The sequence below is a fragment of the Amycolatopsis pretoriensis genome (assembly GCF_900107925.1).
Taxonomy (GTDB): Bacteria; Actinomycetota; Actinomycetes; order Mycobacteriales; family Pseudonocardiaceae; genus Amycolatopsis; species Amycolatopsis pretoriensis.
In genome coordinates this window covers 428,931-441,137 of the sequence record NZ_FNUJ01000002.1, presented here as the reverse complement: position 1 = coordinate 441,137, position 12,207 = coordinate 428,931, and the positions used below count along the sequence as shown (strand labels likewise).

Annotated in this window: 14 protein-coding genes and 1 pseudogene; 10 read left to right on the top strand and 5 right to left on the bottom strand. The window is 72.9% G+C overall.

Going from position 1 to position 12,207, the window contains the following annotated elements:
* Positions 1–7: 7 nt before the first annotated feature.
* The 4 genes from BLV96_RS09035 (at position 8) to BLV96_RS09020 (ending at position 2,727) form a co-directional block, all read left to right on the top strand.
* Positions 8–496 (top strand): MarR family winged helix-turn-helix transcriptional regulator, encoded by a 489-nt coding sequence (locus BLV96_RS09035; RefSeq protein WP_086681688.1) that lies wholly within the window; start codon positions 8–10, stop codon positions 494–496.
* A gap of 252 nt (positions 497–748) precedes the next feature.
* The gene (locus BLV96_RS09030; RefSeq protein ID WP_086681691.1) at positions 749–994 is read left to right on the top strand and encodes an ATP synthase subunit c family protein; all 246 of its coding nucleotides are present in this window, start codon (positions 749–751) and stop codon (positions 992–994) included.
* A 187-nt stretch (positions 995–1,181) separates the two neighbouring features.
* On the top strand, positions 1,182–1,820 hold the full coding sequence (locus BLV96_RS09025) for an HD domain-containing protein (RefSeq protein ID WP_086681694.1): 639 nt from the start codon (positions 1,182–1,184) through the stop codon (positions 1,818–1,820).
* Between the two features lies 1 nt (position 1,821).
* Positions 1,822–2,727, top strand: a complete 906-nt coding sequence (locus BLV96_RS09020) for an NADP-dependent oxidoreductase (RefSeq protein ID WP_086681697.1) — start codon at positions 1,822–1,824, stop codon at positions 2,725–2,727.
* 52 nt (positions 2,728–2,779) lie between these two features.
* Here the strand turns inward: BLV96_RS09020 and BLV96_RS09015 are convergent, their stop codons facing one another.
* The 3 genes from BLV96_RS09015 to BLV96_RS09005 are packed head-to-tail and all read right to left on the bottom strand — an operon-like array spanning position 2,780 to position 5,862.
* Entirely contained in the window at positions 2,780–4,216 is a 1,437-nt protein-coding gene (locus BLV96_RS09015; protein WP_086681700.1) for an alpha/beta hydrolase, read from the bottom strand.
* Between the two features lie 26 nt (positions 4,217–4,242).
* Entirely contained in the window at positions 4,243–4,962 is a 720-nt protein-coding gene (locus BLV96_RS09010; protein ID WP_086681703.1) for a pilus assembly protein, read from the bottom strand.
* Positions 4,963–4,977: 15 nt separating this feature from the next.
* On the bottom strand, positions 4,978–5,862 hold the full coding sequence (locus tag BLV96_RS09005; RefSeq protein ID WP_086681705.1) for an ABC transporter ATP-binding protein: 885 nt from the start codon (positions 5,860–5,862) through the stop codon (positions 4,978–4,980).
* Positions 5,863–5,970: 108 nt separating this feature from the next.
* Here BLV96_RS09005 and BLV96_RS09000 point away from each other — a divergent pair, with 108 nt between their 5' ends.
* Positions 5,971–7,104, top strand: a complete 1,134-nt coding sequence (locus BLV96_RS09000) for a sensor histidine kinase (protein WP_086681708.1) — start codon at positions 5,971–5,973, stop codon at positions 7,102–7,104.
* Positions 7,101–7,703: a response regulator transcription factor gene (locus BLV96_RS08995; RefSeq protein WP_086681711.1), complete on the top strand. Its 603-nt coding sequence runs from the start codon at positions 7,101–7,103 to the stop codon at positions 7,701–7,703. Before BLV96_RS09000 ends, BLV96_RS08995 begins: the two co-directional genes overlap by 4 nt.
* Here the strand turns inward: BLV96_RS08995 and BLV96_RS08990 are convergent.
* Complete coding sequence (locus tag BLV96_RS08990; protein WP_086681714.1) at positions 7,700–8,608, bottom strand: SDR family NAD(P)-dependent oxidoreductase; 909 nt, start codon at positions 8,606–8,608, stop codon at positions 7,700–7,702. The genes BLV96_RS08995 and BLV96_RS08990 overlap by 4 nt on opposite strands.
* Before the next feature lie 128 nt (positions 8,609–8,736).
* Between BLV96_RS08990 and BLV96_RS08985 the strand changes: the two genes are divergently transcribed.
* From BLV96_RS08985 to BLV96_RS08970, 4 genes are all read left to right on the top strand, one after another.
* Positions 8,737–9,402, top strand: a complete 666-nt coding sequence (locus BLV96_RS08985) for a TetR/AcrR family transcriptional regulator (RefSeq protein ID WP_086681717.1) — start codon at positions 8,737–8,739, stop codon at positions 9,400–9,402.
* A gap of 67 nt (positions 9,403–9,469) precedes the next feature.
* Positions 9,470–9,625 carry a CopG family transcriptional regulator gene (locus tag BLV96_RS08980; RefSeq protein WP_086681720.1) on the top strand — a complete coding sequence of 52 codons (156 nt, stop codon included), beginning with the start codon at positions 9,470–9,472 and terminating at the stop codon, positions 9,623–9,625.
* Positions 9,622–9,966 (top strand): VOC family protein, encoded by a 345-nt coding sequence (locus tag BLV96_RS08975; protein WP_244180111.1) that lies wholly within the window; start codon positions 9,622–9,624, stop codon positions 9,964–9,966. Before BLV96_RS08980 ends, BLV96_RS08975 begins: the two co-directional genes overlap by 4 nt.
* Positions 9,963–11,186: an MFS transporter gene (locus BLV96_RS08970; protein ID WP_086681723.1), complete on the top strand. Its 1,224-nt coding sequence runs from the start codon at positions 9,963–9,965 to the stop codon at positions 11,184–11,186. The genes BLV96_RS08975 and BLV96_RS08970 overlap by 4 nt, the downstream gene beginning before the upstream one ends.
* Positions 11,187–11,249: 63 nt before the next feature.
* On the opposite strand, the pseudogene BLV96_RS08965 reads toward BLV96_RS08970, so the two are convergent.
* Positions 11,250–12,181, bottom strand: a pseudogene (locus BLV96_RS08965) (GlxA family transcriptional regulator).
* Positions 12,182–12,207 lie beyond the last annotated feature (26 nt).

Genomic DNA, 12,207 nt, shown 5'->3' with positions numbered 1-12,207 from the left:
GAGTGTGATGGCCGACACCAACGCCGGCGACGGGTCCGACCTGCGGTCCGTGCTGCCCCGGCTCATGCAGCTGGGCACGGTGCTGAACCGCAGCGGCCTGGGGGAGCGGGCGATGAAGCGGGTCGGCGCGGACCTCGACCGACCCGGGTTGTCGATCATCATCGCGCTGCACATGTCGGGGAAGGCGATGCGCGTCGGCGAGATCGCCGACCGGATGCAGGTCGCCGGGCCGCACGTCACGCGTCACCTGCACGTGCTCGAGCGACGTCGCCTGGTGCGCGGGCTGGCCGATCCGGACGACCGCCGCGCGCGCCTGGTCGAGCTGACCCCGGATGGCGCCGAGCTCGCCGACCGGTACGTCACCACGCTGCTCGGCTGGTTCGGTGAGGCGCTGTCGGAGTGGTCGGCGAAGGATCGCCAGACGTTCTACGACTTGCTGCTCAGGTTCACCGACGACCTGGCGGCGTTTCTCTCGGCGACGGCCGAAGAGGACTGAGCAAGTCTTCTTCGCTGTGGGCGAACCGGTGTAACGCATTCCGTGCACGGACGAGCGATGCCTTTTTCTGATATCCTTGCCGTGTTCGAACCATCGGTTCCGGTGAATTCCCGCCCCGTCGATTGTTCTGCCCGGCGAGTGCCCTCGACCTGACCCGGCTGCCGTTTCCGGCGCCTTCGCTTTTTCGGTGCGACACCAGAAGCCGCTGCTCCACGCGAGCCTGCGCGTGGGCCGATGTGAAGGGGAACGTCCATGAACGACGCTGTTTTGGCGCAAACCACCAACATCAACCCCGGCCTCGCCGCCATCGGCTACGGACTGGGCGCGATCGGCCCGGGAATCGGCGTGGGCCTCATCTTCGCGGCCGTCATCAACAGTACCGCACGGCAGCCGGAAATGCGAGGGAAATTGCAGACGATGGGGTATTCGACGTTCGTGCTGAGTGAAGTGCTCGCGTTGATCGGCATCGTCGTGTACTTCATCGCGTCGACCAAGTGAGCCCGGCGCCCGCGCGCGGAGCCGTCCGCGCGCGGGCGCCGCTGTCCGCGTTAGATAGGTTACAGTATTTGACTGTAACGAAACGCGAGGTTAGCTTCGGTTGCAGGTTGGTTCGGCGACGGAGCCGCGGGAAGGTGGTTCGCGGGCACCGGGTCGTCGCGATACTCGAGAAGGAAAGGCAAACGTCATGACGGAAGTCATCGCGGGAGTGGACGTCCCCGGGACGGCGGCGGTCGCCGAAGCGGCGCGGCTCGTCCGGGGGACCACCAGCCCGCTCGTCTACCACCACTCGCGCCGGGTGTACTTCTTCGCCCGGCTGCACGCCGAACGGCTCGGCGCCGACCCCGATCCCGAGCTGCTCTACCTGGCCGCGCTCTTCCACGACACCGGCCTCGCGACGCCGTTCTCCGACGTCGAACAGCGCTTCGAGGTCGACGGGGCCGACCACGGGCGCCGGTTCCTGCTGGAGCACGGCTTCTCCGCCGCGGCCGCGGAAACCGTGTGGACGGCGATCGCGCTGCACACCACGCCCGGCATCCCCGGCCGCATGGGCCCGGAGATCGCCGCGACGCACTTCGGCGTGCTGACCGACGTCGTCGGGTTCGGCCTCGGCGAGCTGGACCCCGGCCGGGTGGCGGAGATCGTCGCCGCCCACCCGCGGGGCGACTTCAAGCACGAGTTCCTGACCGCCTACTTCGAGGGGCAGAAGGACCGCCCGGAGACGACCAACGGCACCGTGAACGCCGACGTCATCGAGCACTTCCTCCCCGGCTTCAAGCGCCCGACGACCGTCGAGCGCGTCCTCGGCTCCGCTTGGGAGAGCTGACATGCGTGCCATCACCGCGAGCGACCGGGAAGCGGGCCTCGGCGGGCTCGCCCTGACCGAGCTGCCCCACCCGCACGCCGCCGAGAACGACGTCGTCGTCCGGGTCCACGCCGCCGGCTTCACGCCCGGCGAGCTGACCTGGCCGGCCACCTGGACCGACCGCGCCGGCCACGACCGCGCGCCCAGCGTCCCCGGCCACGAGCTCTCCGGCGTCGTCACCGAGCTGGGCTACGGGACGACCGGCCTGACCGTCGGCCAGCGCGTGTTCGGGTTCGCCGACTGGGCGCGTGACGGCTCCCTGGCCGAGTACACGGCGGTGGAGGCGCGCAACCTCGCGCCGCTGCCCGCCGACCTCGACCACACCGTCGCCGCGGCGCTGCCGATCTCGGGACTGACCGCGTGGCAGGGACTGTTCGACCACGCCGGGCTGAGCACCGGCCAGACGGTGCTGATCCACGGCGCCGCCGGCGGCGTGGGGTCCCTCGCCGTCCAGCTCGCCCGGGAGGCGGGCGCCCGCGTGATCGGCACCGGCCGGGCCCGCGACCGCGACCTCGTGCTCGGCCTGGGCGCCGACGCCTTCGCGGACCCGGCCACCTGGGACGAGCCCGTCGACGTCGTGTTCGACGTCCTCGGCGGCGACGTCCTCGCGCGCTCGGCGGCGCTGGTCCGCCCCGGCGGCACCCTCGTGACGATCGCCGAGCCGCCCACGGTGTGGCCGGAGCACGGCCGCGCGGTGTTCTTCGTGGTCGAGCCGGACCGGGTGCGGCTCGCGGAGCTGGCCCAGCGGGTGCGCGACGGCCGGTTGAAGCCCCTCGTCGGCGAGGTGCTCCCGCTCACCGAGGCGGCGGAGGCGTTCGGCCGTCCCCGGCGGGGCCCGGGCAAGACGATCATCCGCGTGGCGGACTGACGGCGGGGCGGTGCGGCGAGCACCCCTGCCCGCCGCACAGCCCCATACCCCGTCAGGTGGTCTCCGCCGCGCAGGCCAGATCCCGCGCCGGGCGCGACCCGGTCCCCAGGAACTCCGTCACCGCGGTGTTCCCGCACCGGTTCGGCCCGAAGAGGTACGCGCCGTGCCCGCCCTGGTCGACGGTCACCATCCGCGCCCGGTCGCCGAACGCCGCGCGCAGCTTGCGGGCACCCGCCAACGGCGTCCCCGGGTCACGCTCGTTCTGCACCAGCAGCACGTTCGCCGGCCCCCGGCCGGTGATCCGCACCTTCGGCTCCACCGGCGCCGACGGCCAGAACGCGCACGCCGCGATGTTCGCCGTCGCCGCGCCGATCAGCGGGTAGCGGATCCGGTCCACCGCGACGTCGAGCTGGTAGCCGGCCACCGACCGCGGCCACGCCGAGTCGCCGCAGAGCACCGCGAACCGGGCCGCGAAGAGGTTCTGCACCGACGTCGACACCGACCCGCCCGGCGGCTTCGGCGCCCGGCCCTGGTCCAGCGCCTGCCAGTCCTCGGCCAGCCGGGTCAGGTTCGTGGCGTAGAGCCCCTCGAACGTCAAGCCCCGGAAGGCCGATCCTGTGACCCAGTCGACCGGTGTCTTGTCCAGCCGGGCGGCCAGCTCGTGGAACTTCGCCGTCACCCGCGCCGGCGTCGTGCCCAGCCCGTACTCCGGGTGCGCCGCGGCGAACTTCGCGAAGTCCGGGAAGCGGTCCTCCATGCCCCGGCCGAAGTTGCGCATCGCGTCGATGTCGTAGCCGCCCGGCCCGAGGTTGCTGTCCAGGACGAACCGGTCGCTGCGCTCGGGGAACATCGTCGTGTACACCGCGCCCAGGTACGTGCCGTAGGACGCGCCCAGGTAGGACACCGCGGGCTCGCCGAGCGCCTGGCGGATGCGGTCCATGTCCCGCGCGGTGTTCGCCGTCGTGACGTACGGCAGCATCGACGCCGTCGAGGCGGCCGTGCACTCCTTCGCCTCCGCCTTCGCGACCGCCGCCTGCTTCACGACGTCGGCCGGGCCGTTCGCGTACGGCAGGTTCCCGATCGCCAGCTGCTCGTCGGTCAGGTCGCACGTCACCGGGGTGCTGTGCCCGACGCCGCGCGGGTCGAAGCCGATGATGTCGTAGGAGTCGAGGACGTCCTGCGGCAGCTTGACGAGCTTCAGCAGCTGCGGGTAGTCCAGGCCCTCGCCGCCGGGCCCGCCCGGGTTCGTCAGCAGCACGCCGCGCCGCTTCTCCGGGTGCTTGCTCGGCAGCCGCGAGACCGCGATGTCGATCTTGCGGCCGTCCGGGTTGCGGTAGTCCAGGGGGACCTTCAGCGTGGTGCACTGCAGGTCCGGCGTGGGGAATGCTCCGGCCGGGCAGGGGCCCCAGGCCGGTTCGCTCGCGGACGCGGAAGCCGGTGTCACGACGGTCGCGCCGAGCACGGCGACGGCCAGCAGGGTCTTGCGCATCGGTGATCCTTTCTCGGTGTGCCGCATCAGCGGCGCGGTTCCCAGCGGAAGAGCCGCGACGCCAACGCGACGGCGATGACGACCCAGGCCAGCGTCGGTCCGAACAGGACCAGCGAATCGGTCAGCGGCTTGCCGCCGTTCCAGGCGTTCAGCACCAGCTCGGTCGCCGACCCGCCGGGCAGCAGGCGCTTGAGCAGTGTCAGCTCGCCGGTGCCGGTCAGGCCGACCCAGCCGGCCACGCCGATCACCCCGAGGCTGACCGGCAGCGTCGTGACCTGCGCGTGCTCGGGGGAGTTGGTCAGCCCGGCCGTCGCCAGCCCGAGCGCGAGCATCATGGCCACGGTCGCGACGACGGCCGCCACCAGCAGCACCGGGTCCGCCGGCTTCCCGGCGACCGCGGCCAGCGCGCCGAGGATGACGGCGATCTGGGCCACCGACAGCACGGTGATCGGCAGCAGCAGCCCGCCGAGGATCCCGCTGTCGCGGGCCGCGGTGGAGCGCAGGCGCTTGAGGAAAAGGTTCTGGCGGCGGGACGCCAGCGTGGTCACCGACGTCGTGTAGAGCCCGATGCCCGCCACGAAGAACAGGGCGAGCGTCGCGATGTAGCCGAGGCTGCCCACTTGCGCGAACAGGTCGTGCCGGAACACGAAGAACGCGCTGAGCCCGGCCGGCAGCACGAGGGCGGTGACCAGTACCAAGCGGTTGCGGAAGATCTGGATCAGCTCGCCGCGAGCGATCGTCCACATGGGAGTGTCCTCTTTTCAGGAGTGTTCGATGGCGCGGAAGACGTCGTCGAGCCGGGTCGGCCCGGCGCGCAGGTCGTGCAGTTCCACGGCGTGGTCCTGCGCCCAGCCGAGCAGCGTGTGCAGGTCCTTCTGCAGGCCGAAGGTCTCGACGAGGAAGTGGCCGTCGGGTTGGCGGGTGGCGTGCAGCGGGGGCGCGGGCGCGCGTGGCGGCAGGCCGAAGTGGATGGTCGCGGGCAGGGTGCGCGTCAGCTCGGCGACGGTCCCTTCCCGGTGGAACGCGCCCTGGTGCATCAGCCCGATGCGGTCGGCGCGCTGCTGGGCCTCTTCGAGGTAGTGCGTGGTGAGGACGACCGTGGCGCCGTCCTCGCGCAGCCGGTCGACCGCGTCCCAGAGCGCGTCGCGGGACTGGATGTCGAGGCCGGTGGTCGGTTCGTCGAGGAAGACCAGTTCGGGCGTGCCGAATACGGCGGTGGCGAAGTCCAGCCGCCGCTTCTCACCGCCGGAGAGCTGCCCGACCTTGGTGGTGGCCTTGGGACTGAGCCCGGCGACGCCGAGCACGCGCCCGACGTCGTCGGCGCGTTCGGTGAGCTGCCCGATCAGCCGGACGGTCTCGCGCACGGTCAGGTCCGGGGAGAACCCGCTTTCCTGCAGCATGATCCCCATCCGCGGCCGGACGGCGGCGCGGTCGCGCGGATCCTTCCCGAACACGCGCACGGCGCCCGAGGTCGGCGCGCGGTGGCCTTCGACGGTCTCCAGCGTCGAGGTCTTCCCGGCGCCGTTGGTGCCGAGCAGCGCGTACAGCTCTCCGCGTTCCACTTGGAACGAAAGGTCCTTCACGGCGGGGAAGCCGCCGTAGGTGAGGGTGAGGCGGTCGACGTCGATGACGGGTGTCGTGGACATGCTCCGATTCCAGCGGGATCGGCGCGGGCCGGGCAGTGCGGTGACGTCACCCCGAGATGTGACGCGGTGTCACTGGTGCGCCGCGCCGGGGCCGATACGCTCGGACCCGTGGAGGTACCGACGATCGCGCGCAGGAGCTCCTGGACCGGCGGGGCGGTCCAGCAGCGGCTGCGCCGGCTCAACCTGATCACGACGGTTCCGCCGCTCGCGGTCGTCGGCGTGCTGCTGCTCCTGCTGACCGCCCGGACCTGGTGGCACGTCGTCATCCAGGTGATCGGGCTGATCGCGGCGCTGGCGACCGCCGAACGCTGGACGGCGGGGGACTACCTGCGCGTCGCGCGGCCCAGCCTCGCCGTCGCCGCGGCGGTCTGGCTGGCCGGGGCGCTGACCGACGACCCGTCCGCGTTCTTCGGCGTGTCGGTGGTGGGGTCGTTCCTCATCCCGCCGCTGCCGCGCCGGCGGTTCGCGGCGCTGGCCGGGTTCACCGCGCTGGTCGCGGTCCTGGGCGCGGCCAACGTGCTGGTCCACGACGACCGCGTCGGTCCCCGGCTGATCCAGTACGCCGCGATCCCCGCGGTCGCGGTGCTGGTCTCGACCGGGTTCATGTTCGTCAGCCAGCGGTTCTTCGACCTGATCGCCGAGCTGGAGCAGTCGCGCGAGCGGGAGGCGGAGCTGGCCGTGACCCGGGAACGCGTGCGCTTCGCCGGCGACCTGCACGACATCCAGGGGCACACGCTGCACGTGGTGAAGCTGAAGGTCGCGCTGGCCGAGAAGCTGCTGGACAGCGACCTCGACCGGGCGCGCGCGGAGCTGGCGGAGGTGCGCAGCCTGGTCGGCGACACGATCGTCCAGACCAAGGAGCTCGCCCACGCCCAGCGGCGGCTGAACCTGTCCGCCGAGCTGGAGAACGCGAAGAACCTCTTCGAGGCGGCGGGCATCCACGTGCGCGTCGAGCGGGAGTCCGAAGTGGACGCCCGCGCGGGCGAGCTGCTCGGCCAGGTCCTGCGCGAGACGACGACCAACATCCTGCGGCACGCCCAGGCCCGGCAGGTGCGGATCACCCTGTCGCGCTCGGGCATCGAGATCCTCAACGACGGCGCGGCCGAGGACGGCGAGCCGTCGTTGGGCGGGCTCGCGATGTTGCGCGAGCGGCTGGCCGAGCACGGCGGCGAGTTGCGGGTGTCGCGCACCGACGGCCGCTTCCTCACCGCGGCGGCCTTTCCCGGGCAGGAGAGCCGATGACCACCGTGGTGCTCGCCGACGACGAAGCCCTGCTGCGCAAGGCATTGGCGGCGCTGTTGCCGCTCGAGGGCGAGATCACCGTGCTCGCCGAGGCCGAAGACGGCGAACAGGCGGTGGCCGCGACGCTGCGGCACCGCCCGGACGTGCTCGTCATCGACCTCGAGATGCCCACTGTGGACGGTCTCGGCGCGGTGGCCGAGATCCGGCGCGTGCGGCCGGAGCAGGTGATCCTGATGCTGACCCGGCACGCCCGGCCGGGGGTGCTGCGGAAGGCGCTGAAGCTGGGCGTGCAGGGGTTCGTGAGCAAGGCGGCGGAGCCGGCGCACATCACGTCGGTGATCCGGACGCTGCACGCGGGCAAGCGCTGGATCGACCCGGACGTCTCGGCGCTGGCGGTGGTGGACGACTGCCCGCTGACCGACCGCGAGATCGACGTCCTGCGCGCGACGCGGGAGGGGTTTTCGGTGGCGGAGATCGCGGGCCGGCTGCACCTGGCCGAGGGCACGGTCCGCAACTACCTGTCCAACGCGATGCAGAAGACCCAGACCCGAACCCGCCACGAAGCGGCCCGCTACGCCCGTGAGCACGACTGGCTCTAGCCGACCGGGAACTTGACCCCGGTCAGCTCCTCCGAGACCGTCCACAGGCGACGCTGGATGCCCGCGTCGTACGACTGCGGTGTGGACGCCACCACTTCCGGCCGCCCGCGGTAGCCCCCCAGGCCCGCCGGGCCGTAGTACTGGCCGCCCAGGGCCGCCGGGTCCGTCGCCGCGCGCAGGATGGGGAGCGCGCCGGCCTCCGAGCTCTGCGTGAACAGCGGGGCCACCACCGGGAACAGCGCGCGGGCGATGGCGGGGGAGTTGCGCATCAGCTCCGTGCGGGCCACGCCCGGGTGGGCGGCGAGCGAGGCCGTCGTGCCGTGCGGGGCGAGCCGGCGCTGCAGCTCGTAGGCGAACATCAGGTTGGCCAGCTTGGCCTGCCCGTAGGCCGCGACGCGGTCGTAGGAGTTCTCCCACTGCAGGTCGTCGAAGTGGATCGCCGCGCGGATGCGGTGGGCGATGCTCGCGACCGTCACCACGCGCGAACCCCCGACCGGCAGCAGCAGGTCCAGCAGCAGGCCGGTGAACGCGAAGTGCCCGAGGTGGTTGGTGCCGAACTGCAGCTCGAAGCCGTCCCGGGTGGTCTGGCGCGGCGGGTACATCACACCCGCGTTGTTGACCAGCAGGTCGATCTTCGGCAGCGAGCCGTGCAGCTCCGCCGCGGCCGCACGGACCGACTCCAGCGACGACAGGTCCAGCTCCTGCACGGTGACGTCGGCGGCCGAGCCGAGCCGCGCGGCGGCCTGCTTGCCCTTCGCGACGTCGCGGACGGCCAGCACCACCGTCGCGCCCTTCTCGGCCAGCGTCTTCGCGGTGTCGAAGCCGAGGCCCGTGTTGGCGCCGGTGATGACGGCGACCCGGCCCTGCTGGCTCGGCACGTCGCGGTCGGTCCAGTTCTCGCCCATGGCGTTCCCTCCGTGGCGGCCCTTTCGGACCGGCGGTCTGTTATGTCTCCGACGCTAAGGAACCGACGGTCTGTTGTCAAGAGACTGCCGGTCTTCAATTTCGCGCGCCGGGCGTTACGCTGGGTGGCATGACGTTCCAGCGAGCCCGCAGTGCCGAGCAGCGGGAGGAGCGGCGCCGCACGATCCTCGACACGGCGCTGGCGATGCTCGACGAGATGCCGGTGGCCGACGTGAGCCTCAACGAGCTCAGCCGCCGGGTCGGCCTGGCGAAGTCGAACGTGCTGCGCTACTTCGAATCCCGCGAAGCCGTGCTGCTCGAACTGCTCGACCGGGCGCTGCGGGATTGGCTGGGCGAAGTGGCGGGCGAACTCGCCGAGGGCGTCGACGTGAACCTGCCGGCGGGGGAGCGGGCCGAGCGGTTCTCCACCGTCGTCGCCCACTCGCTGGCCCGCCGCACGGTGCTGTGCGACCTCATCGGCGCGCAGGCGGGTGTCCTCGAACACAACGTGTCGACCGACGCGGTCGTGCGCTTCAAGCGGTCCGCGCTCGCCGGGCTGGACGCGATGGCGGACCTGATGCGCCAGTACGTGCCGGAGGCGGGCGAGCAGGCGGCGTCGATCTGCCTGCTGGCCATGATCCTGACCGGCGGGCTGTGGACGCACTGCCGGCCGTCACCGAGTGCTCTCGCGGCCTACGAGGCGGACCCGGCGCTGGCGGCGCTCCACCTCGACCTGGCGCCCGCCCTGGCGCACGGGCTGAAGCTGCTGATCTCGGGCGCGATGTCCACCGCTTGAGCGGCCGGAAGCCGATCGCGGACGTGCGTCCTGGTGGGCCGGCTTGCTCATTTGCTAGCATGTGGGCATGCCAGCCGACGCGAAGCGGCAGTTCAGCGTCTACCTGCCGCCCGACCTCATCCGGCGGGTGAAGCACGCCTCCGTCGATGCCGACGAGTCCCTCTCCGCCTACGTCGAACGCGTTCTCGAGGACCACCTGCGACGCACCGAGGAGCGCCCATGATGCGAGTGCTGCCCATCCGCTACACCTCGGACGTCGAAGCCCTGACGCGCTTCTACACCACCCTGGGCCTCCACAAAGGACCCGCTTCCCGGCCCGGTGGCTGGGTCGAACTCCCGGCCGGCAGCGGCACCCTGGCCGTCCACAAGGGAGCGGACACCGGCCGCTGCGAACTCGCCTTCGAGACCGACGAACCGCTCGAAGCCGTGGCCACGCGCCTGCGCGAAGCCGGCTACGAACCAGGACCCGTGATCGACGAAGGCTTCGGCCGGTCGCTCCGGGTCGACGACCCCGACGGCGTCGCCGTGCAGATCAACGCCTACGACCGCGACCTCTACACGTGACCCGGGCCGGGCCGCGGTCCCTCGCCGCCGGGATCGTCGCGCTCGAGTTCGCCGCCGCCGTCACCAGTTTCGTCGCCTCCACCCTGCTGCCGCTCGTCGCCCGCGACCTGAACGCCGAGGACCGGCTCGGGCTCCTCATCGCCGGCTCGACGCTCGGGTTGTTCGTCGCCCTGCCGCTCGCGAGCCGGGTCCTGGCGAGGCTCGGCGCGCGCGGCACCCTCGCCGCCGGGATGGCCGCCTACCTCGGCGGGCTCGTCGTGTCCGCCACCTCGCACAGCGCCGCCGTTTTCGCCTGGGGGCAGCTCGCCACCGGGCTCGCCAGCGGCCTGCTCGCGGTGTTCGGCGTCAGTTCCGCGATCCGCCACCTCGACGACCGGCTGCGCGTCAAGGTCGTCGCGGCGTCGTCGGCGATGTGGATCCTGCCCGCCCTCGCCGGTCCGGCCGCGACGCTCGGCCTCGCGCACCTCGTCGGCTGGCGCTGGACGCTGCTCCTGCCCGTTCCGTTCGTCCTCTTCGGACGGTTGTTCGTCGTGCGGGCCGCCCGCGACGAGCCGGAGCCGGCGCCGCGGCCGCTCGGCCGGACGCTGCTGGTGCCCCTCGGCGCGGCCGGCGTCGTCCTGAGCGAGGGGCGGTGGCCGCTCGCGCTCACCGGCGCGGTGGTCGCCGGGGCCGGCATGGTCGCGATCCTCCCGGCGGGAACCGCACGCCTGCGCCGGGGGACGCCGTCGGCGCTCGCCGCGCTGGTGCTGTTCGCGGTCGGCTACTTCGGCGCCGACAGCCTCATCACCGTGCTGCTCACGACCGGCTACGGACAGGGCCTCGGCCAGGCGGCGATCGTCCTGAGCGCGGCCCCGCTCGCCTGGGCGGTGACGAGTCTCCTGGCTCGCCGGCACTTCCCGGCGACGGGCTTGGGCCTGACCGCGGCCGGCACGGCCGTCCTGGCGATCGGCGGCCCGTTCCCCGTGGCGCTCGCCGCGTGGACGGCGGCCGGGATCGGCGTCGGGCTCGCCTACCCCGCCCTTTACGTCCGGGCGAGCACCGCCGGGTCGAGCGGGCTCACCGCGACGGAGCTGGCCACCGCGGTGATCACCGCCGAGTGCGTCGGGCAGCTGCTCGGCCGGGCGGTCGGCGGCGCCCTGAGCTCCGCGGGCGGGTTGTTCGCCTCCTACGCGGTCTTCGCGGTCGCGCTGGCCGCCGCGGCCGCGGTCAGCCGAAGGTGACCCACTCCGACAACGAGGGGTCCGGCCGAATCGCGCGCGTCTCGCGCCGCAACCGCCGCCCGGCTACGGCGTCCGGAACGCCCGCCGGTAGGCGCCCGGCGTCGTGCCGACCTGGGCGCGAAACCGGCGGCGCAGGTTGACCGCCGACGTCAGGCCGACCCGGGCCGCGATCGCTTCGACCGGGAGGTCCGTGTCCTCCAGCAGGGCACGGGCCTCGGTCACCCGGCGGGCCAGCAGCCACGCGCCGGGGCTGGTGCCGAGCTGGTCGGCGAAGCGCCGGGCGAGCGTTCGCGGGGAGACACCGGCGTGCGCGGCGAGGTCGGTCACCGACAGTGTCCCGAGCCGGTCGCCCGCCCAGCCGAGGAGCCCGTCGAGTGCGTCCGGCGGCGGGGGAGGCGGGGCGAACTGCACCTGGCCGCCCTCGCGGTGGGGCGGCAGCACCATGTGCCGGGCGACGAGGGCGGCGTGCGCGGCGCCGTGGTCCTTGCGGACGAGGTGCAGGCACAGGTCGATCCCCGCGCCGGCCCCGGCGCTCGTGGCGACGTCGCCGTGGTCGACGTACAGCACGTCCGGCTCGACGCGCACCCGCGGGAACTCGCGCCGCAGCTGCTCGGCGCGGCCCCAGTGGGTCGTGGCCGACCGGCCGTCGAGCAAGCCCGTGCGGGCGAGGGCGAAGACGCCGGAGCAGATGGTGACCAGGCGCGCGCCCCGCGCGTGGGCCCGCAGCAGCGCGCGGCGCACGCGCGGGGCAGCGGCGCCTCGACCGGGGCCCAGCCCGGGATGATGACGGTGTCCGCGGTGTCGAGCGCCGACAGGCCGCGCGGGACGGCCATCGCGTACCCGGCGGTCGTCGGCACCGGGCCGGGCGTCTCGGCGCAGACGTCGAATTCGTAGTGCTCCGGGATGCCGTCGCGGGGCGTGCCGAAGACTTCGGCGGCGCAGCCGAGTTCGAACGTCGACTGCACCGGCCGCACGAGGGCCACCACGCGATGCATGGCAGAAAAGTACCCCAGGGTGTCTT

Excerpts from the sequence above, each read along its gene's own strand:
- BLV96_RS09005 (WP_086681705.1), bottom strand. The coding sequence starts at position 5,862 with ATGTCCACGACACCCGTCATCGACGTCGACCGCCTCACCCTCACCTAC.
- BLV96_RS09010 (WP_086681703.1), bottom strand. The coding sequence starts at position 4,962 with ATGTGGACGATCGCTCGCGGCGAGCTGATCCAGATCTTCCGCAACCGC.
- BLV96_RS09015 (WP_086681700.1), bottom strand. The coding sequence starts at position 4,216 with ATGCGCAAGACCCTGCTGGCCGTCGCCGTGCTCGGCGCGACCGTCGTG.
- BLV96_RS09030 (WP_086681691.1), top strand. The coding sequence starts at position 749 with ATGAACGACGCTGTTTTGGCGCAAACCACCAACATCAACCCCGGCCTC.
- BLV96_RS08990 (WP_086681714.1), bottom strand. The coding sequence starts at position 8,608 with ATGGGCGAGAACTGGACCGACCGCGACGTGCCGAGCCAGCAGGGCCGG.
- BLV96_RS08975 (WP_244180111.1), top strand. The coding sequence starts at position 9,622 with ATGATGCGAGTGCTGCCCATCCGCTACACCTCGGACGTCGAAGCCCTG.
- BLV96_RS09020 (WP_086681697.1), top strand. The coding sequence starts at position 1,822 with ATGCGTGCCATCACCGCGAGCGACCGGGAAGCGGGCCTCGGCGGGCTC.
- BLV96_RS09025 (WP_086681694.1), top strand. The coding sequence starts at position 1,182 with ATGACGGAAGTCATCGCGGGAGTGGACGTCCCCGGGACGGCGGCGGTC.
- BLV96_RS08985 (WP_086681717.1), top strand. The coding sequence starts at position 8,737 with ATGACGTTCCAGCGAGCCCGCAGTGCCGAGCAGCGGGAGGAGCGGCGC.
- BLV96_RS09035 (WP_086681688.1), top strand. The coding sequence starts at position 8 with ATGGCCGACACCAACGCCGGCGACGGGTCCGACCTGCGGTCCGTGCTG.
- BLV96_RS08980 (WP_086681720.1), top strand. The coding sequence starts at position 9,470 with ATGCCAGCCGACGCGAAGCGGCAGTTCAGCGTCTACCTGCCGCCCGAC.
- BLV96_RS08995 (WP_086681711.1), top strand. The coding sequence starts at position 7,101 with ATGACCACCGTGGTGCTCGCCGACGACGAAGCCCTGCTGCGCAAGGCA.